Origin of the sequence: Polaribacter pectinis, assembly GCF_014352875.1 — a bacterium.
Lineage (GTDB): Bacteria > Bacteroidota > Bacteroidia > Flavobacteriales > Flavobacteriaceae > Polaribacter > Polaribacter pectinis.
On sequence record NZ_CP060695.1, the window covers coordinates 1160969 to 1186413 of the forward strand.

The 25445-nt window shown below is 29.5% G+C and carries 21 protein-coding genes; 11 read left to right on the forward strand and 10 right to left on the reverse strand.

The window, feature by feature from the left end; translation table 11 throughout:
• Positions 1-26 precede the first annotated feature (26 nt).
• The 4 genes from H9W90_RS05475 to H9W90_RS05490 all read right to left on the reverse strand — a co-directional run bounded on the left by H9W90_RS05475 (position 27) and on the right by H9W90_RS05490 (position 6953).
• A complete protein-coding gene (locus H9W90_RS05475) occupies positions 27-2441 on the reverse strand; it encodes an ABC transporter permease (RefSeq protein ID WP_187483450.1) in 2415 nt (804 codons plus the stop codon).
• Between the two features lie 2 nt (positions 2442-2443).
• Complete coding sequence (locus tag H9W90_RS05480; protein ID WP_187483451.1) at positions 2444-4861, reverse strand: ABC transporter permease; 2418 nt, start codon at positions 4859-4861, stop codon at positions 2444-2446.
• A gap of 80 nt (positions 4862-4941) precedes the next feature.
• On the reverse strand, positions 4942-5643 hold the full coding sequence (locus H9W90_RS05485; protein WP_187483452.1) for an ABC transporter ATP-binding protein: 702 nt from the start codon (positions 5641-5643) through the stop codon (positions 4942-4944).
• A gap of 65 nt (positions 5644-5708) precedes the next feature.
• Positions 5709-6953, reverse strand: a complete 1245-nt coding sequence (locus tag H9W90_RS05490; protein ID WP_187483453.1) for an efflux RND transporter periplasmic adaptor subunit — start codon at positions 6951-6953, stop codon at positions 5709-5711.
• 161 nt (positions 6954-7114) lie between these two features.
• On the opposite strand from H9W90_RS05490, the gene H9W90_RS05495 reads away from it, so the two are divergent.
• From H9W90_RS05495 to H9W90_RS05525, 7 genes are all read left to right on the forward strand, one after another.
• Positions 7115-8485 (forward strand): sigma-54-dependent transcriptional regulator, encoded by a 1371-nt coding sequence (locus tag H9W90_RS05495; protein ID WP_187483454.1) that lies wholly within the window; start codon positions 7115-7117, stop codon positions 8483-8485.
• Positions 8486-9808 (forward strand): sensor histidine kinase, encoded by a 1323-nt coding sequence (locus H9W90_RS05500; protein ID WP_187483455.1) that lies wholly within the window; start codon positions 8486-8488, stop codon positions 9806-9808.
• Positions 9809-9869: 61 nt separating this feature from the next.
• Positions 9870-10667: a pentapeptide repeat-containing protein gene (locus tag H9W90_RS05505; RefSeq protein WP_187483456.1), complete on the forward strand. Its 798-nt coding sequence runs from the start codon at positions 9870-9872 to the stop codon at positions 10665-10667.
• 262 nt (positions 10668-10929) lie between these two features.
• Positions 10930-12693: an AMP-dependent synthetase/ligase gene (locus tag H9W90_RS05510; protein WP_187483457.1), complete on the forward strand. Its 1764-nt coding sequence runs from the start codon at positions 10930-10932 to the stop codon at positions 12691-12693.
• Positions 12694-12766: 73 nt separating this feature from the next.
• Positions 12767-14539 carry an AMP-dependent synthetase/ligase gene (locus H9W90_RS05515; protein ID WP_187483458.1) on the forward strand — a complete coding sequence of 591 codons (1773 nt, stop codon included), beginning with the start codon at positions 12767-12769 and terminating at the stop codon, positions 14537-14539.
• A gap of 104 nt (positions 14540-14643) precedes the next feature.
• On the forward strand, positions 14644-15393 hold the full coding sequence (locus tag H9W90_RS05520; RefSeq protein WP_187483459.1) for an NYN domain-containing protein: 750 nt from the start codon (positions 14644-14646) through the stop codon (positions 15391-15393).
• Between the two features lie 42 nt (positions 15394-15435).
• Positions 15436-15945 carry a DUF3124 domain-containing protein gene (locus H9W90_RS05525; RefSeq protein WP_187483460.1) on the forward strand — a complete coding sequence of 170 codons (510 nt, stop codon included), beginning with the start codon at positions 15436-15438 and terminating at the stop codon, positions 15943-15945.
• Positions 15946-16013: 68 nt separating this feature from the next.
• On the opposite strand, the gene leuB is transcribed toward H9W90_RS05525, so the two are convergent.
• The 4 genes from leuB to leuC form a co-directional block, all read right to left on the reverse strand.
• Positions 16014-17069: a 3-isopropylmalate dehydrogenase gene (leuB, locus tag H9W90_RS05530; RefSeq protein ID WP_088355099.1), complete on the reverse strand. Its 1056-nt coding sequence runs from the start codon at positions 17067-17069 to the stop codon at positions 16014-16016.
• A 147-nt stretch (positions 17070-17216) separates the two neighbouring features.
• Positions 17217-18737, reverse strand: coding sequence for a hydroxymethylglutaryl-CoA lyase-like TIM-barrel protein (locus tag H9W90_RS05535; protein ID WP_187483461.1), 1521 nt, complete (start codon positions 18735-18737; stop codon positions 17217-17219).
• Between the two features lie 23 nt (positions 18738-18760).
• Positions 18761-19360, reverse strand: coding sequence for a 3-isopropylmalate dehydratase small subunit (gene leuD, locus H9W90_RS05540; RefSeq protein WP_187483462.1), 600 nt, complete (start codon positions 19358-19360; stop codon positions 18761-18763).
• A gap of 94 nt (positions 19361-19454) precedes the next feature.
• On the reverse strand, positions 19455-20855 hold the full coding sequence (gene leuC, locus H9W90_RS05545) for a 3-isopropylmalate dehydratase large subunit (protein WP_187483463.1): 1401 nt from the start codon (positions 20853-20855) through the stop codon (positions 19455-19457).
• 495 nt (positions 20856-21350) lie between these two features.
• On the opposite strand from leuC, the gene H9W90_RS05550 reads away from it, so the two are divergent.
• From H9W90_RS05550 to H9W90_RS05565, 4 genes are all read left to right on the forward strand, one after another.
• A complete protein-coding gene (locus tag H9W90_RS05550) occupies positions 21351-21845 on the forward strand; it encodes a TlpA family protein disulfide reductase (protein WP_187483464.1) in 495 nt (164 codons plus the stop codon).
• 111 nt (positions 21846-21956) lie between these two features.
• The gene (locus tag H9W90_RS05555; protein WP_187483465.1) at positions 21957-22493 is read left to right on the forward strand and encodes a YfiT family bacillithiol transferase; all 537 of its coding nucleotides are present in this window, start codon (positions 21957-21959) and stop codon (positions 22491-22493) included.
• A gap of 68 nt (positions 22494-22561) precedes the next feature.
• Entirely contained in the window at positions 22562-23029 is a 468-nt protein-coding gene (locus H9W90_RS05560) for an Mpo1 family 2-hydroxy fatty acid dioxygenase (RefSeq protein WP_187483466.1), read from the forward strand.
• A 2-nt stretch (positions 23030-23031) separates the two neighbouring features.
• A complete protein-coding gene (locus H9W90_RS05565; protein WP_187483467.1) occupies positions 23032-23370 on the forward strand; it encodes a tRNA-binding protein in 339 nt (112 codons plus the stop codon).
• 106 nt (positions 23371-23476) lie between these two features.
• Here H9W90_RS05565 and H9W90_RS05570 read toward each other — a convergent pair whose 3' ends face one another.
• Positions 23477-23635 carry a YqaE/Pmp3 family membrane protein gene (locus tag H9W90_RS05570; RefSeq protein WP_088355109.1) on the reverse strand — a complete coding sequence of 53 codons (159 nt, stop codon included), beginning with the start codon at positions 23633-23635 and terminating at the stop codon, positions 23477-23479.
• Positions 23636-23703: 68 nt separating this feature from the next.
• Positions 23704-25359 (reverse strand): arylsulfatase, encoded by a 1656-nt coding sequence (locus H9W90_RS05575; protein ID WP_187483468.1) that lies wholly within the window; start codon positions 25357-25359, stop codon positions 23704-23706.
• Positions 25360-25445: the final 86 nt, after the last annotated feature.

Genomic DNA, 25445 nt, shown 5'->3' on the forward strand with positions numbered 1-25445 from the left:
TTTTTAATTTGTGACGGTTTTTTTCTTTATTCGAATTTTAAATATTTTATCAAGTCTATTTTAGTGGCATTATATGCTTTTAAACCTACAACTACAAATACTAAAATTGATAATAAAATAGGCGTAATAATAAAAGGAATAATAGGCATGTCTATTCTATATACAAAGTTTTCTAACCAATTTTGCATAAAGTAATATGTTATAGGAATTAGAATTATTGATGAAATTAAAGTAATTTTCAAGAAACTTTTAATGAGTTCAAACATAATTTCATTAACGGAAGCACCTAACGTTTTACGAATGGCTACTTCTTTCAATCTTTGTTGAATTGTTAAGGTTGCCAAAGCAAACAATCCTAATAAAGAAACTATAATTACTACAGACGTTAAAATAAAAAATAAGGTTTGCTGCTTTTGATATTTCTTATAAGTTCTCTCGAATCTTTTATTTAAAAACTGTGGATTAAAAGGATAACCCTGTTCTACATTTTCTTTCCAATAATTTTCTACCACTTTTAAAGTCTCTTGAACGTCGCTAGATTTTACTTTAAATTGTACCCACCAGAAATTTCTTTTCATCCAATCGAAAGTGTTCCAATGAAACATCATAGTTGGCTCTATTTTACTATCGAAACCAAAAGTATGATAGTCTTGTACCATACCTACTACTTCAAATACTTTTACGTTGTTATTTTCATCTGTAAAACCTGGTTTAATTTTTTTACCAATAGGATCATCATAAATATTAAAAGCTTTAGCTAAGGTTTCATTAATTAATACGTTTTTTATTGTGTCTGAAGCTTTATTTTCATCTAGAAAACGACCTTTAAGCAACTTTACTTCCATCGTTTGTAAATAATTAAAGTCTACAGCATTTGCAAATGTTTGCACAGAAATATCTTTATAATTTACGTTTGTAGAGTTAGAACTTCCTCCTCCAATTACATAAGAATTACTTGTTATTTCATCTATATTTGGGTGTTTAGTCAACTCTTTTTTAGCTAACTCGTATTTTTTATATCTATTATCATATTTATTCATAGGTACAATTAAAACTTGGTCTCCTTTAAAACCCAAATCTTTACGCATCATAAAATCTACTTGATTGTAAATTATAATAGAAGCTGCAAGAAAAAAACCAGAAATTAAAAATTGTAAACCTAACATTATGTTTCTTGCAAAAACACCTTGTTTACTTCTAGAAACATTACCTTTTAATACTTCTACAGATTTAAATTTAGACAAATAAATAGCTGGTATAAAACCAATAATTATTGATACTAATAAAGCAATAATTGCAACTTTAAAAAGTAATTCGAAATTTAAAATTGAAATTTCTTTGTTCATGAAATCATTAAAATTGGGTAAAATAAGCTCTACCAGTAATAATGAGAAAATAAACGAAACACAACCTTGTATTACAATTTCTAAAGCATATTGTCTTATTAAAATCAGTTTAGTAAGGCCTAATGTTTTTTTAACTCCAACTTCTTTTGCTCTTTGTGTTGCAGACGCAATAGATAGATTTATAAAATTTACACAAGAAATAATAATTAGTAATATTGATAAAGACAACATAATTAAAATTAGTTGATAGCTTCCTTTTCCTTCAGGACCAGCATCATCTGCGATTGTTTTTAAACGAATATCTTTTAGAGGATCTAAAATTATAGTTGTTCCATATTTTTTTTTGAATTCTTCTACAGAAATACCTTCTTCTTTAGCTTGAGGCAAAGTTGCGTTTTTATACCATACATCATTTACTTTTTTTGAAACATCATCTAAAACTATTCCCTTGTTGGTTTTTATAAATAGAGTATTAGAGAAGCTTCCCCAACTGCCTTCAAGATCTTTTTTATACTGCATAACTATATCTGGCATAAAAAAATGCTTGCCTGATATTTTGTAAACAGTTGTTACAATAAAACTTCTATTATAAGCATCAATAGTTTTTCCTATTGCAGATTCTTTACCAAAAAACAACTTTGCTTTTTCTTCTGATATTGCCAAGTGATTTCTGGATTCTTCAAATTTGGTGGTACTTCCTTCAATAATTTGAAAAGGAAAAAAAGAGAAAAAATTTGCATCTCCTTGTAAAATACCTTCTACATAAATTTCTTTACCATTAATGTTTACAACAGAACTTGCTAGCCATCCATCACTTAGATGAAAATCATTAATTTCTGGAACTTCTTCTTTATATTTTATGCCTTCTAAGTTTGTACTACTTGACCAAATATTGCCATCAGACATTTTATGAATTACTCGATGAATTTCATTTACATTTGGGTTTTCGGCATTGTAACTTTCCTCGTCATTTAGGTATAATAAAACCAATAAAAGTCCAGCAAAACCAACAGTTAAACCTGCAATATTTATAACAATATTTAGCCAATTCTTTTTGCTATTTTTATAAAATATTTTAAACCAAGTATTAAACATAATTATTCGAATTTTAAGTATTTGATTAAATCAATCTTTGTTGCGTTGTAAGCTTTTAAACCAACAACTACAAAAACTAAAATGATTAAGATAATTGGAGTTAAGACATAAGGCAGTATTGGCATTTCTACTCTGTAAACAAAGTTTTCTAACCAATTTTCCATAAAATAATACGCAATCGGAATTAATATTATTGAAGAAATAACCACTACTTTCAAGAAGTTTTTCAATAACTGAAACATAATTTCTTTTACTGATGCTCCTAAAGTTTTTCTAATAGCAACTTCTTTTAGCCTTTGTTGAATTGTTAACGTTGCCAAAGCAAACAAACCTAAAAGAGATATTAAAATCACTAATATTGACAATATTAAAAACATCGTTTGTTGTTTTTGATACTTCTCATAAGTTTCTGCAAAATTTTGGTCTAAAAACTCATAATTAAAAGGGTATTTAGCGTCTATATTTTGTTTCCAAAAACTTTCAATTTCAGCAATTGTTTTATCAATATCATTTCCTTTTATTTTAAATTGAATCATTGAAATCCAATTTTTAGCAAAATCAAAAGTATTCCAAATACCTAAAAACATTGGTGTTATTTCTTTATCAAAACCATCAAAATGATAATCTTTTATCATTCCTATGACTTCTAAACCTGGAGCATTATCTTCTTGCCATCCAACATTAACAATTTCTCCAATAGGATTGTTAAAAATGCCCAATTGTTTGGCAGCAGTTTCGTTTATTAAAACTTTATTAATCGTATCTGAAGCAATATTTTTTAAAAAATTTCGTCCTTTTAAAATCGTAATTCCAGCAAAGTCTATATAATTAAAATCTATTAAATTAGAAGCAGAATTAAAGCTAATATCATTTATTTTATGTCTTAAATCTGTTCCATTTGAAAAACCATAACCAGGCACAAACATACTTGCAGTAACTCCACTAATGTTTTTATTTTGACTTAAAACTTCCCTCGTTAACTGGTATTTTTTATATTTATCTACTTTATTATAAAATGCAACAGATAACACATGTTCTTTGTCAAAACCCAAGTCTTTTTCCATCATATAATTTACTTGACTCCCAACAATTAACATACTGATAATAAAAAATCCTGATATTAAAAATTGAACTCCAAGCATCATATTTCTTGCTAAATTTCCTTTTTTGCTTTTAGAAATACTTCCTTTTAAAACTTCAATCGCTTTAAAGTTTGATAAATACAAAGCAGGAATACTACCAACAAAAAATGATATCAAAATTGAAGTAACAAATAAAGTCACCAAAGAATTTGTATGCAAAATCGAAATTTCTTTCCCAACAAATTGATTAAAAAAGGGCAAAGCTAATTCTACAATAACCAACGCCAAAACAAACGAGATTAACCCTTGCAAAACAATCTCAAAAACGTATTGAAAAAGCAGTTGTTTTTTTGATAAACCCAATGTTTTCTTCACTCCTACTTCTTTTGCTCTTTGACTTGCAGACGCTACAGATAAGTTGATAAAATTGACACAAGAAATAATAATTAACAGGATGGATAAACCTAGCAAAACTATTAATAATTGGTAATTTCCTGTTCCACTTGGCCCAGCTCTTTTTGCTGTATTGTGTAAATACATTGTATCTAATTTATCTAAAAGAACAGTTGGTATTCCATAACGTTCGTCAAATTCTTCAACAGTAATTCCGTTTTCTTCAGCAGCAATTTTATGGACGTTATTAATAATTTTATTCATTTTTTGCTTTAACTCTCCCAAATCTGTTCCTTTTGTAACCCTACAAAAAACTTCATTATTATGGTTTCCCCAATTCACTTCAAATTCTTCAGAAAACTGAATTAACAAATGAGGTTCTTGGTGTGAGTTTTTAGGAATTTCATAAACACAGGTTACCAAAAAATCTTTATTGTCGATTTTAACCAAATTGCCAACTGCTTTTTCACCTTTAAAAATTCTTTCAGAATATTCTTTTGATATTGCAATATTATCTCTGGTTTTTGCAAAGTTTTCTTTGGAACCTTCTAAAATTTTGAATGGAAAAAAGTTAAAAAACTGTGGTTCTGTAAGTATTGTTTTGTCTGTAAATTCAAAAATATCTTTATATTGAATTACTCTACTTCTGTAAAATGGCTTTACCATTAAAGACTCTGTAACTTCTGGTATTTCTTTAGGATACGTTAAATACATCCCAGCATTTGCAGTTATCCAAACTTCACCAGATTTTGCTTTTTTTATATTTACTCTATAAACATCGTTTTTATTTGGGTTCCATTGATTGTAACTTTTTTCTTCATTTAGATATAATAAAATGATTAGTAAACCAGCCAAACCAAGTGTTAATCCACTGATATTTATCAATGTATTTAGCCAGTTTTTCTTGCTATTTCTAAAGAATATTTTAAACCATATTTGTAACATAAGTTCTGTTTTTTTTTTATGAATTTAGTTTCTCATTTTAACGAGAATGACAATTTTAACCGCCTTTGTCTTTAGTGACTTTATTCAACTAAAACATCTACTTTATGTTCATTTGTTTTTTCAGAAATAATTTCTCCGTCTTTTAAGGTTACAATTCTTGATGAAAATTGTGCATCGTAAGAGGAATGAGTTACCATTATAATTGTTGCACCAGTTGCGTGTAATTCTGTTAGTAATTCCATTACATCATTTCCGCTTTTGCTATCTAAATTCCCTGTTGGTTCATCTGCTAAAATCAATTTTGGGTTAGTTACCAAAGCTCTTGCAACTGCAACTCTTTGCTGTTGTCCACCAGATAATTGTAACGGATAATGTTTAGCTCTGTGAGCAATACCTATTCTTTCTAAAATATCTGTAACTCTTTCTTTTCTTTCAGATGCTTTTACTTTGTTGTAGATTAAGGGTAATTCAACATTTTCATAAACTGTTAATTCATCAATCAAATTAAAGTTCTGAAACACAAAACCAATATTAGCTTTACGTAAACCTGCTCTTTGTTTTTCGTTGAAAGTTGCCACTTCTGTTCCATCGAAAAGATAGCTTCCATTATTTGGAGCATCCAACAAACCAATAATATTTAAAAGTGTCGATTTCCCACAACCAGAAGCTCCCATTATAGAAACAAATTCGCCTTTTTTAACTTCTAAACTCAACTTATTTAAAGCTGTTGTTTCTACTTCTTCTGTTCTGTAAACCTTTACTAAATCTGTTATTTTTATCATCACTTATATTTTTTAAATTGTTATTTTATTTTTACTGAAAACTGCAACTGCAGACTGAATACTGCCTACTGAATGTTTATCTCTTCAACCTCTTTATAATCATCATAACTCGATGTAATTACCTTATCTCCAACTTGCAATCCTTCTAAAACTTCATAATAAAAAGGATTTTCTCTACCAATTTTAATGCTTCTTTTTACAGCTTTATTCTCCCCATTTAAAACAAAAACCCATTTACCATTTGTACTTTGATAAAATAATCCTTTGCTTAATAATAAAGCTTCTGTTTTACCTGATAAAAATACTTTCGTTTTTAAAGACATTCCTCTTTTTACCTCGTTGGAAAGTGAATCTTGTTTAAAATTTAATTCTAATTTGAATTGTCCTCCAACAATTTCAGAAAACACTTTCGATAATTTTACATCGTAGTTTTTTGCGTTTAAGGCAACAGTTCCAGAAATACCTTCTTGTAATTTAGAATTGTAATATTCATCGACTTTTGCAACCAATTTATAACCATCTAAAACATCCATTTTTCCAATTGGTTGACCTTGATTGTAGCTTTCTCCTAAAATAGGATTGAATGAAGACAACAAACCATCTACAGGTGCTTTTACCACGAAATTCTCTTTGTTTTTGTACAATAATTCTAAACTCTTTTCCATATTCGACAAAGAAGTATTTATTCTTGCTAATTGATTATCTCTACTTTTTTTCTCGTTGAAAACACTCTTTTTAATCACACCACTTCTTTCTTTTTGAAAAGAATATTCTTGTTGTGTTTTCTGATAATCGTTTTTTGCAATCACTTCTTTTTTATATAGAGTTGAATCTAATTTATATTGTCTGTCTGCATTTCTAAAATCATTGTCGATACTTAATAATTGTTGATCTAAACTCAATTGCTGATTTTTAATATTCACACGTAAGTTTCTTAAATTATTAATTTGCTCTACCATTGCAGTTTCTTGGGTTAAGTAATTCAGTTCTGCATTTGGGTTATAAACCTTTAAAAGTGGCGTTCCTTTTTTGATGATTTGTCCACTTTCCACAAAAATTTCTGAAACAGAACCACCTTGAATTACATTCACCAAAACAGAAGTTTTAGGTTCTACTGTACTATTAAATAAAATAACGTCTTCGAAATCTCCTTTGATAACTTCACGAATACTAATATTATCTTTTTTAAGATTGACTTGCTTTTTTCTAGTAGCATTCATTAAAATTACTGCCAATAAAATAACAGCAGGAATTCCCCATAAGAGCATTTTTTTAGTTTTTTTATTTTTAGGTTTTATTTGAGTATCCATAAATTCTATTTCGTTTGGTAATTGATATGCCACAAATATGCCAACGAAAAATAAATTTTAAAATATTGATTTTCAATATTATATGTATTTATCAAAAATTAAGAGTGTTCAAAAACGGACATATTTTTGTTCATATTCAAACAAAACACTAATTATGTACTATGAGAAAAAAAGAAGCAACCATTTTAATTGTAGATGATGATGATGATATTCTGTTTTCCGCCAGAATTAGCTTGAAAAAATACTTTTCAAAAATAATTACTGAAAATAATCCACAAAATATAAATTCGCATTTAACGAAGAACACAATAGATGTTGTATTGTTAGATATGAATTATAGAATTGGTTTCGAAGATGGAAAAGAAGGTTTGTATTGGCTAAAAAACATTAAAGAAATTAGCCCAGAAACTACCATTCTTCTAATGACTGCATTTGGAAGCGTTAATTTGGCTGTAGATGCCATTAAAAAAGGCGCAACCGATTTTATCTTAAAACCTTGGACAACAGAAAAACTCTACACTTCTGTAAATGCAGGTGTAGAATTATCTCGTTCTAAAAGAAAAAACACTCAGTTAGAAACGATTCAAGAACACCAAGACAAAGAGTTTCATCAGAAAACAGAACACATTATTGGGAATTCTACTGCAATGCAATCTGCCATGAATTTGGTTAAAAAAGTAGCACCAACAGATGCCAATGTTTTAATTTTAGGCGAAAATGGAACAGGAAAATATGTGTTCGCTAAAGAAATTCATTTACAATCGAACAGAAAAAATTATCCTTTTATTCACGTAGATTTAGGTTCTTTAAATGAAAATTTATTCGAAAGTGAATTGTTTGGTTACGTAAAAGGAGCCTTTACAGATGCACATAAAGACACTTTAGGTAGATTCGAATTGGCAAAAGGTGGCACAATTTTTTTAGATGAAATTGGGAATTTACCACTGCATTTACAATCTAAATTATTAACTGTTATTCAGAATCGGAAAGTTACACGTTTAGGAGAAGGAAAAGAAACAGAAATTGATGCCAGAATTATTTGTGCTACAAATGCGCCAATTCATAAAATGGTGGATGAAGAAACATTTCGTCAAGATTTATTATTCAGAATAAATACCATTGAATTGAACTTGCCTCCACTCCGTGAAAGAACAAACGATATTAAATTATTAGCAACTCATTTTCTTGAAAAACTGACACAGAAATATCGAAAAAAAATAACCAATTTTACTTCGGAAGCTTTAAAAGCAATGGAAAAATACCATTGGCCAGGGAACATTAGAGAAATAGAACATATTGTGGAAAGAGCTGTAATTATTACAGATAATGATGAAATTGAAGTTTCTGACTTGCATTTTTCAGCAAAGAAAATTGACGTAAATTTAGGCGAAAGTTTAAATTTAGAAGAAACTGAAAAAGTATTAATTCAGCAAGCAATTACAAAACACCAAGGCAATATTTCTAAAGCTGCAAAAGATTTGGGCTTAACAAGAGCTGCTTTGTACAGAAGATTAGAGAAACATCAATTATAAATGGGAAAACCACAATATATTCAGATTGTAATTCGATTAATTTTATTGATTATTAATGGAGTAATAATCGTTTTTAGCTTTAAAAAAGGGTTTATTGTTAATACAATTGGTTTCTCTTTATTCCTTTTATTTCAGTTTTTCCTTTTTACAGAATACCTTAAAAAATTATTCACAGATATCGAAAAATCGATAGATTGTTTATTGTTTGACGATTATTCTAATACGATTTCTGCTGAAAAAAGAAAGAATCCATTGCATAATAAAACTGCTTTATTATTAGAAAAACACAGAAAACAAAGTCTATCTAAAACATCCGAACAACTAATATTTACCAACATTATAGAAAGTTTAGGAATTGGAATTTTAATTCTAAAAAAAGACGTGAATGGAGAAATATCCGTTTTTCAAATCAATAAAGCATTTGCTAACTTTTTAAAAATCCCGAAGTTTTACAATTGGAATTTACTCCAAACTAAAATAGGAGAATTATCTACTTTTATTGAAGATTGGAAAGAAATTAGAAATACTATTTCCTTAAAAATAAATGATGATAAAGAAAATTTCTTCCTAAAAACTGCAGTCACACAAACCAATGAATTCGAATATTTGGTAGTTTCTTTAGAGACAATTCAGCAATTAATTGACAAAAAAGAGAAAGAAGCTTGGTATAAATTAATGAATGTAATGTCGCACGAAATTATAAACACCATTACTCCTATTAGTAGTTTAGCGGAAAATTTACATTCATTATTACAAGAAGAAAATACAGACGAAGATACTATTGACGAACTTTCACAAGGTTTAAGTATTATTAAAAGACGCTCTTTACATTTAACTTCTTTTGTAGATACATATAGAAAATTGGCAGAATTGCCTTTGCCAAATAAGAAAGAAATTAGTTTAACAGATACTATTCAGAATACATTAGAACTCTATAAACAAGAATTTTTGGTTAAAAAAATCAACTTAATTTTTAATTCAAGTGATAATTTTATAATTAATGCGGATAAAAATCAAATTGAACAAATTCTCATCAATTTAATATCAAATTGTTTGTATGCACTTGCAGAAACTGAACATCCAGAAATTGAAATTCAACTTACAGAAGAAAATAATCGACTACATTTAGAAATTTCCGATAACGGAATTGGTATTTCTAATGAAATAAAAGAAAATATTTTTGTACCATATTTTACAACTCGTAAAAATGGTTCTGGAATTGGCTTAACACTTACTAAAAGTATTGTTGAAGCACATAAAGGAAGTATTCATTTTAACTCTAAAAATGGAAAAACAGCGTTTATAATTACGTTTATTTTATAAAAACTGTCACATTTTAACTTTTGAGTGGTCATTTAATAAAACACTTTAAAACTCAAATAAAATGAAAAATAAATTTACACTTTTAGGTATTTGTCTTTTTTTATCAGCAACTATAAGTTTTGCACAAAAAACTGTAGAAGCTTCAGATATTATGAAAGATATTAAAAACGGAAAATCGATTTCCTATAATAATGTAACTATTGTTGGTACATTAGATTTCACTTATATGGATGAAGCATTAGAGAAACTTCCTAAAAAGAAAAAAAGTAGTTGGTTTAACTGGGGGAGCAATAATAATTACAGCAATCAAATTAAAAAAATGATAGATGTAAAAATTTCTTTTACAAATTGTACGTTTAAAGATGATGTTTTAGCATACATCCCAGATGAAGATTCTGGTTATACTTTTACTGCAAGTTTTGAAGATATCACTATTTTTAAAGACTGTAATTTCGAAAGAAAAGCAATGTTTAAATATTCTCGTTTTGAAAGAGATGCAGATTTTTCTGGAAGTAGTTTTGATGATGATTCTACTTTTAAATATGCAAAATTTGATAAAGATATTAGTTTCCAAAATACTGTTTTCGATGAAATTGCTACATTTAAATACGCAACATTTAATAAAAATGTAAGTTTTTCAAATTCAATTTTTAAAGATTCTGCTATTTTTAAATACACTAAGTTTCATGACGGAGTTTCTTTTAATAGCTCAAAATTTGAAGAAGATTTAAATATTAAATACATGAAAGTAGATGGTAGTTTTGATATTTCTAATATGGATGTAGCTTATGAAATTGACTCTAAATACACAAAAATCAACGGAAAAAGCTTCAGTAAATACCTTGTAGATAAAAAATAGGTATTAATACCTATATACAGTTTAAAAGTTAATAGTAAATTGCACCATAATGGAACAGTTGGATTAGGGGCTAACTTACCAGATATTACTAGCTTACCTTACTAAAGGTAAGCTAGTTTTTTGTTTTAAATTTTAATTATACTAGTTCTTATATTTCCCCCCGAATCAATTTAAAAACTGATTCTACCAAAAAAGGTTAGCTATTTGCTAACCTTTTTATATTAAAAAAATCTTTTCTTACCTTGTCATAAAATAATATTTTATGGCTATTACAGTTTCTCGTCTTTTCGATTTTCCTTATCATCAAGAAGAAAATAATCCATTAGAAAAGTGTTACAATTATAAAGAAAGTGCTCTTTGGAAAAGTATTTCAACAACAGAATATATCAATTTAGCCAATAAAGTAAGTAGTTCGTTATTAAGTTTAGATGTACAACCAAATGATAAAATTGCGGTAATTACAGAGAATAATAACCCAAATTGGCATATTTTAGATATTGGAATTCTACAAACTGGCGCCCAAAATGTTCCTTTATATGCAACACTTTCAGAAAAAGATTATGCCTATATTTTAGATCATTCAGATGCAACTTATTGTTTTGTTTCTAATGCAGATTTGTACAAGAAGGTAAAATCTATACTCCCAAAAACAAAATTAAAAGGAATCTTTTCTTTGGAAGAATCAACTAAAAATTATAGTTGGAATTCGTTTTTAGAATTAGGCGAAAAAGAAAATTATCAACAAGAAATAGAAGAAAGAAAACAAAACATTAAACCAAATGATTTAGCAACAATTATTTACACTTCTGGTACAACAGGTACTCCAAAAGGAGTTATGTTGAGTCATGAAAATATTGTTTTTACAGTTTTTGCTACTGTAAAAGCTTTCGATTTAAATAACGTTAATAATCGTATTTTAAGCTACCTACCAGTTTGTCATATATACGAGAGAACAGCTTCTTACCTTAACTTATATCTAGGAAATGAAGTTTATTTTGCAGAAAGCATTGAGAAAATAGGCGATAATATTAGAGAAGTAAAACCTGGATATTTAGCGGTTGTGCCAAGATTATTGGAAAAGATTTTTGATAAAATAGTAGACAAAGGAAGCGAATTAAAAGGTATAAAAAAACAACTTTTCTTTTGGGCATTAGAACTAGGAGAAAAATATGAACCTTATCAAAAAAACGGAGCTTGGTATCATTTCAAACTAAAAATAGCAAATAAACTTATTTTTTCTAAATGGAGAGAAGCTTTAGGAGGAGAATTAAAATTTATGATTTCTGGAAGCGCGCCTTTACAAGACAGATTAATCAGAGTTTTTACAGCAGCAGAAATTCCTGTTTATGAAGGTTATGGAATGACAGAATCTTCGCCTGCAGGAACTGTAAATGATGTTAGAAATAACGGATTAAAAATAGGTTCTGTGGGTAAACCTTTAGAAGGTGTAACTCTTAAAATTGCTGATGATGGAGAAATTTTAATGAAAGGAAAAAATGTGATGTTAGGTTATTACAAAAACGAAGAAATGACCAATAAAACCATAATTAATGATTATTTACATACTGGCGACATTGGTACTATTGATGAAAATGGTTTTTTAACAATTACAGACAGAAAAAAAGAAATATTTAAAACTTCTGGTGGAAAATACATTGCTCCTTCAGCTTTAGAAAGTGAATTTAAAAAATCGAGATTTATAGAACAAATTATGGTAATTGGTGAAGGAGAAAAAATGCCTGCTGCCATTATTCAAATTCATTTTGATTTTGTTTACGAATGGGCAAAAAGAAAAAAACATACAATTGAAGATATTACTTCAAATAAAAAACTGATAAAGAGAATTCAAAAAGAAGTAGATTTTTATAATAAAAAATTTGGAAAATGGGAACAAATTAAAAAGTTTGAAATTACACCAGATGAATGGACAATTGAAGATGGTCATTTAACTCCTACAATGAAAATGAAAAGAAAAGTTATTAAAGAAAAATATAAAAATTTGCATAAAAAAATATATAATTCTTAATAAAAAAGCATTTAATTTTCTATTTGTCATATTAAGGGAATTTCCCTATTTTGCATTGCAGAAAATATAACTTATGGCAATAGAAATTACGAGATTATTTGATTTTCCTTATTATCAATTAGAAGCCTACAATTTACAAAAAGCATTTACCTCTAAAACTAGTGGCGAATGGGTAAGTATATCTACAAAAGAATATATAGATGAAGCCAATAAAATTAGTAGAGGACTAATTAATTTAGGAGTGCAACCAAATGATAAAATTGCAGTAATTTCATCAACCAATAGAACCGAATGGAATATTTGTGATATTGGTGTTTTACAAACTGGTGCACAAAATGTACCTATTTACCCAACAATTTGTAAAGAAGATTATGAGTATGTTTTAAATCATTCAGAAGCTATTTACTGTTTTGTTTCTGATGTTGAAGTATTAGAAAAACTAAATGCTATAAAAGGAAATACACATTTAAAAGGTGTTTTTACTTTTGATGATATTGCTGGAGAAAAAAGCTGGAAAGAAGTTTTAAAATCTGGTGAAGATACTAGCAATCAAAACATTGTTGAAGAAAGAAAGAACAATGTAAAACCAGAAGATTTAGCTACTTTAATTTATACTTCTGGAACAACAGGAAGACCAAAAGGTGTTATGTTGTCTCACAAAAACGTAGTTACCAATGTCTTAAGTGCTTTTGAAAGAGTTCCTTTAGATTATGGAAAAGATAGAGGATTGAGTTTTTTACCAATCTGTCATATTTTCGAAAGAATGATTTTGTACCTATATCAATATTGTGGTGTATCTGTTTATTTCGCAGAATCAATTGAAAAATTGACAGAAAACGCTCAAGAAATAAAACCAAACGTTATGACAGCTGTTCCGCGTTTGTATGAGAAAATCTACGATAAAATAGTTTTAAAAGGAGAATCTTTAACAGGAATTAAAAAAGGATTGTTCTTCTGGGCTGTAAATTTAGGTTTAAAATACAAACCTTATGGAGAAAATGGTTGGTGGTATGAAAAGCAATTGGGTCTTGCTAGAAAATTAATTTTTTCTAAATGGCAAGCTGCTCTTGGAGGAGAATTAAAATTGATGGTTTCAGGAAGTGCTGCACTTCAAACAAGATTAACAAGAGTTTTTGCTGCTGCTAATATGCCAATTATGGAAGGTTATGGTTTAACAGAAACTTCACCTGTAACTTCTGTAAACGATGTTAGAAATGGAGGTTTTAGACCAGGAACTGTTGGTAAAGTGATTAGTGGTGTAGAAGTTAAAATTGCAGAAACTGGAGAAATTTTAATAAAAGGACCTAATGTAATGATGGGTTATTATAAAGACCCAGAAAAATCGGCTGAAGTCTTAAAAGATGGTTACTTCCATTCTGGAGATAAAGGAGAAATTGATGCAGATGGATTCTTAAAAATTACTGGAAGAACAAAAGAAATGTTTAAAACTTCTGGTGGAAAATATGTAATTCCGCCATTATTAGAGGGACAATTAAAACAATCTTTATTTATAGAACAAGTGATGGTTGTTGGTGAAAATGAAAAAATGCCAGCAGCAATTATTCAACCAAATTTTGAGTTTATAAAAGATTGGATAGACAAAAAAGGACTTAAAATTGGTAAAACAGAAAAAGAAATAGCTACTTCAGAAATAATTATAAAACGAATTCAAGAAGAAGTAGATGAATGTAATAGTAATTTTGGTAAATGGGAACAAATTAAACGTTTCGAGTTAACTCCAGAAGTTTGGACAATTGATGGTGGACATTTAACACCAACAATGAAAATGAAAAGGGCAATTATTAAAAAGATTTATCAAGATTTATACGATAAAATTTACAGATAAAAATATGAAGCCTTTCAAAATTGAAAGGCTTTTTTTTAGATATTCATACAAAAAAATATAACTTCTTTTTTCTAAAATTGATTAGAAAATAAATCATAAAAAAAATGGAAAGTAAATTTAATATAGCTGTACTTATAGATGGAGACAATGCGCAGCCTAAACTGTTAAAAGAAATATTAGAAGAAGTTTCTAAATATGGAAAAGCAACTATAAGGCGTATTTATGGTGATTGGACTTCACAACAAATGAATAGTTGGAAATCAATAATCAATCAACATTCTATAAGTCCTATTCAAAAATTTGCTTACACTACAGGTAAAAACTCTACAGACAGTTCTATGATTATTGATGCAATGGACATTTTACACAGCAAAAATATAGAAGGTTTTTGTATAGTTTCTAGTGATAGCGATTATACAGGTTTAGCCAAGAGAATTAGAGAAGAAGGCTTATATGTTATGGGAATTGGAGAGAAAAAAACACCAGAAGCTTTTGTAAAATCTTGTGAGGTTTTCACGTTTACAGAAAATTTAAAAAGTGAAGAACCAGAAACTAAAAAAGTAAAATCGAAAGAGCAAACCAGTACTCCAAAAGCAAAAAATGTTACAGAAAAAATTAAACTTTCTAAAGAAGATTGGAAAACAATAAATAAAGCTTTCGATATCTCTACTAATGAAGATGACATTGCTTATATTTCTACTTTGGGTTTAAATATTAGAAAAATAGATCCTAGTTTCGATCCAAGAAGTTATGGTTTTAAAAGTCTCACAAAACTTTTTCAAAATATTGATAAATTTGAAGTCATAAAAAAAGAAATTGGAGGTTCAAATCATCCTTTGTTAAGAATAAAATAAGTGTTAATTTGATCTTTTTTAAAATATAAAAATCAAACTAAAATGAAAAAAATAATCACCTTACTAACCTTTACCATATTGGTTTTTGCTTGTAACAAGCAAAAAGAAATTAGCTCAATAAATCCAGAAAACTGGTCTAAAAGAACTGCAAATATAAAAGTAAAAGATTCTTTAGAATTTGGTAAATCATATTTATCAATTTATGCTCAAATATATAGTGTATCAGAACATAAAACACACAATCTAACTTCTATGGTAAGTTTAAGAAATACAAGTGATATAGACACTATTTATATCTTAAAAGCAGATTATTATGATACTCATGGAAAAGTTGTTCGTAAATATTTTAATCAACCCATATATTTAGCACCTTTAGAAACCGCAGAAATAATTATCGATGAAATTGATGTAAAAGGTGGAACAGGTTCTAATTTTATATTCGAATGGAAAATTCCTAAAGATTGTCCAGAACCATTGTTTGAAGGAATTATGAATTCTACAGTTGGGCAACAAGGATTGTCTTTTGCTACGCAAGCTGTAAGGATAAAGTAATAAATTAAATTAAAAAGCTCTTGATTTCTCAAGAGCTTTTTAAATATTTTCAATCTAAAATTAAAATTCTAGATATTTTCTGCTAACCAGTCCCCTACTTCTTTTGTTCCGTAAGATTTTCCTCCATCAGCTAAATCTTCTGTTACAATTCCTTTATTTAAAGCATTGTTTACAGCATCTCTTATTGCTTTTCCTTCTTCTTGTAAACCGAAGTTTTCGAACATCATTGCTGCAGATAATACTGTAGCCATTGGATTTGCAATATTTAATCCTGTTGCTTGTGGATAAGAACCGTGAATTGGCTCAAATAACCCAATGTCAGAACCTAAAGATGCACTTGGCATTAACCCCATAGAACCAGAAATTACAGATGCTTCATCCGTTAAAATATCTCCGAATAAGTTTTCCGTAATTAAAACATCGTAACTATTTGGCCACTGAACTAAACGCATGGCAACTGCATCTACAAATTCGTAAGAAACTTCCACTTCTGGATAATCTTTTTCCATTGCTTGCACAGTTTCTCTCCATAATCTTGAAGTTTCTAAAACGTTAGCTTTATCTACACAACATAATTTTTTACCACGAGTCATTGCTAATTCGAAACCTTTTTTAGCCAATCTTTGCACCTCTGCTCTTGTGTAAACACAATTATCGAAAGCTGTTTCTCCATCATCTCTTCTCCCCTTTTCTCCAAAGTAAATTCCACCTGTTAATTCACGTAAAAAAACCAAATCTGTTCCTTCAATTCTTTCTCTTTTTAAAGGTGATTTATCTAATAAAGAAGGAAAAGTAAATGTTGGTCTAACATTCGCAAACAACCCTAATTTCTTACGCATTTTTAGCAAACCTTGTTCTGGTCTTACTTTTGCAGAAGGATCATTATCAAAACGTGGATGCCCAATTGCACCAAACAACACAGCATCTGAAGACGCACAAATTTCATGCGTTTCATCTGGATAAGGTTCTCCAACTGCATCAATTGCTGCTGCTCCTGTTAATGCTGGTTTCCAATTAATTTCGTGATTGAACTTTTTAGCAATTGCATCCGAAACTTTTACAGCTTGGTCTATTACTTCTGGTCCAATTCCATCTCCTGCTAATAATGCGATATTTAATTTCATTGTTTTTATTATTTTTTGTTTGAAGTTGGGAGTATGAAGTTTGAAGATTTATGAGCTAGAATTAAAACTTAATTATTAAAATAACATAGTTTTCATACTTCTTACTCTTGACCTCAAGCTTCCTACTTCATACTTCCTTATATTCTATTATATTATATTCAACATTTTCTCTGTAGCTTTAATTGCAGATACTGTTTGATCTGAATCTAAACCACGTGTTATAAATTCGTTTTTTTCTCTTTTCCAAGTAATAATTGTTTCACACAATGCATCTGAATGACTTCCTGGTGGAATTCTAACTGCATAATCTATTAAACTCGGTAATTCTTTTTTACTATGTGTTTTATACAATTTCTTTAAAGCATTCATAAATGCATCAAATTGTCCATCTCCTTGTGCATGTGCTTCGTAACGAACTCCTTCCACAATTAGCTGTAAAGTTGTAGATGGTTTCATTCCTTTTGCGTGTCCCAAAACATAATTTTCTACAACAACACGTTTTTCAATGGTATCAGAATCTAAAACATCAGAAATAATATAGGGCAAATCATCTTGAGAAACCACTTCCTTTTTATCTCCTAATTCTATAATTCTTTGGGTTACTTTCTTTAATTCATCATCATTTAAACTGATACCTAAATCTTGTAAATTCTTCTGAATATTTGCTTTTCCCGATGTTTTTCCTAATGCATATTTACGTTTTCTTCCAAAACGTTCTGGCATTAAATCGTTGAAATATAAATTATTTTTATTATCTCCATCTGCATGAATTCCAGCAGTTTGCGTAAAAACATTTGCACCAACAACTGGTTTATTTACAGGAATTCGAAAGCCTGAAAAAGTTTCAACCAACTTGCTGACTTTATTTAAAGCAGTTTCATTTACAGTCACTTCAACTTCTTTTAAAAAGTCGTTAATTACTGCAATTACACTTGCTAAAGGTGCATTTCCTGCACGTTCTCCCATTCCATTTATAGTTAAATGCAATCCGTTTGAACCTGCTTTTACAGCTTCCATTACATTTGCAACACCTAAATCGTAATCGTTATGACCATGAAAATCAAAATGTGTATTTGGGTATTTATTACGAACTTCCGTAATAAATTTAAACGTTTCATCTGGTGTTAAAATCCCTAAAGTGTCTGGTAATAAAACGCGTTCAATATTTTGAGCAGTTAAAAAATCTAAATACTCAAAAACATAATCTTTGGAATTTCGCATTCCATTAGACCAATCTTCTAAATAAACATTGGTTTTAATACCATTTTTTGCAGCTAATTCAATCGTAGATTTGATATCCGCAAAATGTTGTTCTGGTGTTTTTTTAAGTTGATGCGTTAAGTGGTTTAAAGAACCTTTGGTTAATAAATTCTGAACTTTCGCACCAGAAGAAATCATCCAATCAATCGATTTTCCACCATCAACAAAGGTTAAAACCTCTATTTTTTCTAGTTGATTATTTTCTGAAGCCCAAGAAGTTATTTTTTGAACGGCCTCTAATTCTCCTTTAGAAACTCTTGCAGATGCAATTTCAATACGATCTACTTTCAATTCTTCTAACAATAATTTTGCAATTGTTAGTTTTTCTGAAACCGAAAACGACACTCCTGATGTTTGTTCGCCATCACGCAGTGTCGTATCCATTATTTCTATTTTTCTACCAGCCATAAATCAACCTTAAAAAATGTTTTTTAAAATGGTCTTGTTTCAGCAAATGCAGAAATTTCGTTTTCGATGTTTTTTAAGTAATCAATATCATCAAAACCGTTTAACATATTGTCTTTTTTGTAGGCATTAATATCAAAAGATTCACTTTCACCAGTAGCAACCAACGTTACTTTTTGGTTTGGCAAATCTACTTTGATTTCCGTTTTTGGATCTGCCATAATTGCATCAAATAATTTGTCTGCGAATTCTGGAGAAACTTGAACTGGTAACACACCAACATTCAAGCAATTTCCTTTAAAAATATCTGCAAATGCAGAAGAAATTACACAACGTAAACCAAAATCGTACACAGACCAAGCTGCGTGCTCTCTTGAAGAACCTGAACCGAAATTTCTACCTCCAACTAATATTTTAGAACCAGCATAAATCTCTTTGTTTAAAGGGAAATCTGCTTTTGGTGTTCCATCTTGATTGTATCTCCAATCACGGAAAAAGTTCTTATCAAAATCTACACGCTCTGTTGCTTTTAAGAAACGAGCTGGAATTATTTGATCTGTATCTACATTCTCAATTGGTAATGGATATGCTGTACTTGTTAATACTTCAAATTTATCGTAAGCCATTGTTTTGTTGTTTGTAAAGTTCCAAAGTTTCAAAGTTTCAAAGTTCTTACTGTTGCGAACTTTTACACTTTTTACTTTTCAACTCTTATACTATTTATGCTGTTAATAATGTTCTTGGATCTGTAACTACTCCTTCTACTGCAGATGCTGCAGCTACTAAAGGACTTGCTAATAACGTTCTAGATCCTGGTCCTTGTCTTCCTTCGAAGTTTCTGTTTGATGTTGAAACTGATAATTTTCCTGCTGGAATTTTATCATCATTCATTGCCAAACAAGCAGAACAACCTGGTTCTCTTAAAACGAAACCTGCATCTGTAATTATTTTATCTAATCCTTCTGCGTTAATTTGATCTACTACTTTATGTGAACCTGGAACCAACCAAGCAGTAACATTGTCTGCTTTTTTTCGTCCTTCAACAATAGAACAAAATGCTCTAAAATCTTCTATTCTTCCATTTGTACAAGAACCTAAAAAGACAAAATCAATTGGCTTACCAATCATAGAATCGCCTTCGCTAAAAGACATATATCCTAACGATTTTTTATAGGTTTCTGCTCCTCCTTCAACATTTGCTGCTGTTGGAATCGATTTTGTTACGCCCATTCCCATTCCTGGGTTTGTTCCATAAGTAATCATTGGTTCAATATCTGAAGCATCGTAATTGAATTCCTCGTCAAATTGTGCGTCATCTTCTGTATATAAAGTTTCCCAATATTTCATGGCTTTGTCCCAATCTGCTCCTTTTGGAGTTAAAGAACGTCCTTTAATATATTCAAACGTTTTTTCATCTGGAGCAATCATTCCTCCTCTTGCGCCCATTTCAATTGACAAATTACAAACTGTCATTCTACCTTCCATAGACATGTCTCTAAAAACATCTCCAGCATATTCTACGAAATAACCAGTTGCACCAGAAGTTGTTTGTTTACTAATAATGTACAAAGCAACATCTTTTGGAGTAACTCCTAAACCTAATTTTCCGTTTACGTTGATACGCATTTTTTTAGGTTTCGGTTGCATAATACATTGTGTAGACAATACCATTTCTACCTCCGAAGTTCCAATACCAAAAGCAATTGCACCAAATGCACCATGAGTAGAAGTATGAGAATCTCCACAAACAATTGTTGCTCCTGGTAATGTAATTCCGTTTTCTGGTCCTACAACATGTACAATTCCGTTATTTTTATCTCCTAAACCCCAGTGAGAAATTCCATGCTTTTTAGCATTGTTTTCTAACGCATCTAATTGATTCGCAGATAATGGATCTTCTACTGGTAAATGTTGATTTATTGTTGGTGTGTTATGATCTGCAGTCGCAAAAGTACGCTCTGGATACACAACACTATTTCCTCTGCTTTCTAATCCTAAAAACGCAACAGGACTTGTAACTTCGTGAATAAAATGACGATCGATAAAAAACACATCTGGTCCGTCTTTTACACTACGAACTACATGTGAGTCCCATACTTTGTCAAATAATGTTTTTGCCATTTTAATTTTATATTTAGTAACTATTTCTTGTATCAGCTACCAAATATAAAGGTTTAATAGGGTTTTGAGATTTTGTAAGTGTTTCTTACATTATATTCAACTGTTAAAGTTATCTTTATTTATCTGATTTTTAGATTTTTAACTTGTTTTAAAATACGATGTCTATTTATTTCGAAGCGTTTGTTTTTTGTGTTGATATTAGTTTTATTAAAAGGTTTAATGTTTTGTAATCCTCGAAATTAGTTCTAATAAATAAGATTTGTTAAGACTTGTTTTTCTCGCTTTTCTTTTCCATTGACCTTTCGACTTCGCTCAAGATAAATTCCAAGAAAAATAAAAGTAGATCGGGTTTAGATTGTTAGATTTAATTATTTTTTTTTATTAATGACTTGAAAGAATTTATTAAAATCACAATTTCTACTTAATTAACAAAACATAGGGATTCTAATAACTTTATACGATTAGTTTTGCCGAACATCAATTCAATCAAAATAAATGAAAAAATTAGTAGTATTATTTATCGGTCTATTTTTTATGACTTCTTATGCGCAAGAGAAACAAATGTTCGCAAAATCTTTTATCAATAAGAAAGCTCCAGAATTGTATGTAAAAAAATGGATTTCTGAAGTTCCAGAAACCAAAGGCAAATTTGTATTGGTCGATTTTTGGGCAACTTGGTGTGGACCTTGTATTCAAGGAATTCCTGACTTAAACGAATATCAAAAAGAATTTAAAGAAGATTTAGTGATTATTGGACTTAGCAATCAATCTAAATCGAAAATAAAAAGGTTTAAAAAAGAACAAATTGAATATTTCAGTGGAGTTGACAGCAAAGCCAAAATGGCTGCTGAACTTAAAATTACTGGAATTCCTTATTGTATTATTATAAACCCTGAAGGAATTGTAGTTTGGGAAGGAAACCCTAAACAACCAGGTTTTGAAATGACTTATAAAGTGATTAATAAATTGATAGGAGATTCTAAACTTTAATTTCTTACATCTTATAACCATTTATATTTCGCTTAATCATATTGAAAATTATATTTAAACACATTAATTAGTCTTTTAAAATTCTTATTCTTGTCTAAATTTATAAAATAAATGACGCTAGAACAATTACAATACCCAATAGGAAAAGCAAATATCCTAGAGAATATCACAAAAAAAGATATTGAAGAATGGATTTCTGTGTTAGAAAAATTTCCACAAGAATTAGAATTTTTAACCAAAGATTTATCGGAAAATCAATTAGATACTCATTACAGAGAAAATGGCTGGACAATTAGACAAGTTGTACACCATTGTTATGACAGTCATCATAATTCTTACACTCGTTTCAAATGGACTATAACTGAAGACACACCAGTAATTAAAGCTTATTTTGAAGAACGTTGGGCAGAATTACAAGATTCTACCTCTGGCCCAATTTCTTTATCAATTGATGCTTTAAAAGCTTTGCATGCTAAATGGGTTTATTTGTTAAATGGTTTATCTGAAAGTGATTTAGAAAAAGATTTTATACATCCTTCAGGAAATGAAAAAGTAAGTTTGAAAGAAAATATTGGTATTTATGCGTGGCATTGCAATCATCATTTTGCACATATAGAGCAATTAATGATTCGTAAAGGTTGGAAATAAAACACATTAAGAGATTTAATTCTCTTTTTCTAAAAATACTCATATCTTTAAACTTTAATTTATAAAAAATGAAAACCGCACAACAATGGTTTGATGAATATGCAGTAAGTCATCAAAACGAAACCAACCAATTGGTACATTATATTTGTGTTCCGTTAATTTTCTTTAGTGTTATTGGGCTTTTAATGAGTATTCCAACTTCATTTTTAGAAAGTACTTTTGGTTTATACAATCCGCTTTTAGAAAATTGGGCAGCAGTAATTGGTGTTGTAATTTATCTCTTTTACTTACGTTTAGGGTTTTGGTATTTCTTAAATATGCTATTTGTAATCTTATTATGTATTGTAGGTAATTTCTGGTTAGGAAATAATACAAATCTTTTATATGCTTCTATAATCATATTTGTTTTGGCTTGGATTGGTCAGTTTTGGGGACATAAAGTGGAAGGTAAAAAACCATCTTTTGCAAAAGATTTACAATTTTTATTAATTGGTCCGCTTTGGGTGATTCAGAAATTGGGAAGAAAGAAAAAATAATTATGAAACCAGAAATAACATTCGAAGACTTTTTAAAAGTTGATATTAGAATAGGAACCATTATAGAAGTAAACGATTTTCCAAAAGCAAGAAAACCAGCATATCAACTAACTGTTGATTTTGGCGATTTAGGAGTTAAGAAATCAAGTGCTCAAATAACAGATTTGTATTCTAAAGAAGAATTACTAAACAAACAAGTATCTGCAATCGTAAACTTTGCACCAAGACAAATAGCTGATTTTATGAGTGAAATTTTGGTTATTGGTGTTTACAATACAGATGGAAATGTAGTTTTATTACAAGCTTCTAAAAAGATTAAAAACGGAGAACAGGTAAGTTAGGTTTTAGCGGTTAGTGGTTAGTGGTTAGCATAATTGAAAAGTTATAACGATTGTCATTTCGACCTTGTGGAGAAATCTCAATTTTAAATTTTAAACTTTAAACTTTTTAGTTCTTCGGATTATTCAAAATAACCAACGCTCCAATTACTCCTGGAATCCAGCCACAAAGTGTTAGTAAAAAAATAATTACAAAAGATCCACAACCTTTATCTATAACAGAAAGTGGTGGAAAGAAAATAGCAAAAAAGACTCTAAAAATACTCATAATATAACTTTGGTTGGTATACTATAAAGACGATTAAAGTCTGCTTTTGTTACAATAAAATCTTTTGATTACTTACTTTCTGGTGTTTTTACTCCATTTGGAAAGTTTATTTTTTGATACCATCCACGTCCGTCAATTGGTAATACATTTGTTCTTTCTGCCCAAGCATACCATTTTTTACTTAATTGCTCGATTCTTTCTGGATATTGTGAAGCTAAATTTTTAGTTTCAGATCTATCATCCTTTAAATTATACAATTCCCAATCTTTAAAATACGGGTATTCTTGCATATTTAAAGAAACCAATTTCCAATCTCCATCTCTCATCCCTCTTGCTCCTGTGTGTTCAAAATATATAGCTCTATCGTGAACCTTATCCCCATTAAAAGTAGCTACTAAACTCTCTCCTTCTAAAGGTGTAATATTATTTTCTTTGTATGTTTTAGGATATTCAACTTCTGCTAATTCTAAAATAGTTGGCATAAAATCGATAACATGTCCCATTTGATTTTTTAACGCTCCTTTTTCTTTGATTCCTTTTGGCCAATGTGCAATTAAAGGAGTTGAAACGCCACCTTCGTGTTCCCATTTCTTATAATTTCTAAAAGGTGTATTACTCACGTTTGCCCACGCTTTTCTGTAACTTTCAAAAGATTTTTCGGTTCCTAAATCTGCCAATTCTTTACTTTCTCCTCTAGAAACTGGCTGTAAACATCCACCATTATCAGAAAGAAAAAGTATTAAGGTATTATCTAATTGATTGTGCTTTTTTAAAGTTGAAATAATACGTCCAATTCCTTGATCCATACAATCGATTTGCGCTGCATAAATGGCCATTCGTTTGTCCATATCAATCTTTTCATCTTCGGAAAGTGAATTCCAATCTGCAATATCTTTGTCTTTTTCAGAAAGTTTTACGTTTTCGCCAATTACTCCTAATTCTTTCATTTTATCGTAACGTTTTTTTCGTAAAACATCCCAACCTTCCATATATTTTCCTTGGTATTTTTTGATGTCTTCTGGCTTTGCTTGAATTGGCCAATGAGGTGCAATGTGAGCAACATACATAAAAAACGGATTGACCTTTTCCTCCATATGCTTTTCAATAAAATTAGAAGAAGCATCGTTTACAGCATCTGTAAAATAAAAATTTTCATCTGGCTGAATGTGCGTATTTCCATCGTATAAATTATCAGGATTGAAATAATCGGAGGCACCTTTTAGAATTCCGAAAAAACCATCAAAACCTCTTTGTAAAGGCCAATTGTGGTTTGGACTATCTTGGGCACTTTCATCATCTTTATTTACATGCCATTTTCCAGAAACGTAGGTAGAATAGCCAGAATTTTTCAATGCTTCTCCAATCGTAACACAATTATTATTTAATTCTGCAGTGTAACCTGGGTTTCCTAAATCTACTTTTGTCATCCAACCCAAACCAGTTTGGTGTGGATATAAACCCGTTAATAAAGATGCTCTTGTTGGGCAACATCTAGAAGTATTGTAAAACTGTGTGTAGCGAATTCCGTTATTTGCCAAAGCATCTAAATTCGGTGTCTCTATTTCCCCTCCATAACTTCCGATATCAGAAAAACCCATATCATCAGCTAAAATGACAATGATATTTGGTTTCGTTTTTTCGGCAGTTTTTTCCTTTTGCTGACAGGAATTAAAAGTGATAAAAATTCCTGTGAATAAAATTAATGAGAGTTGGTTGAATTTCATAAAATAGTTGATTGATGTGAAAGCATTTCTTCAACCAAAGATAATAAGGAAAATGAATAAAAAAGTTTGATGATAATTATTTAAAG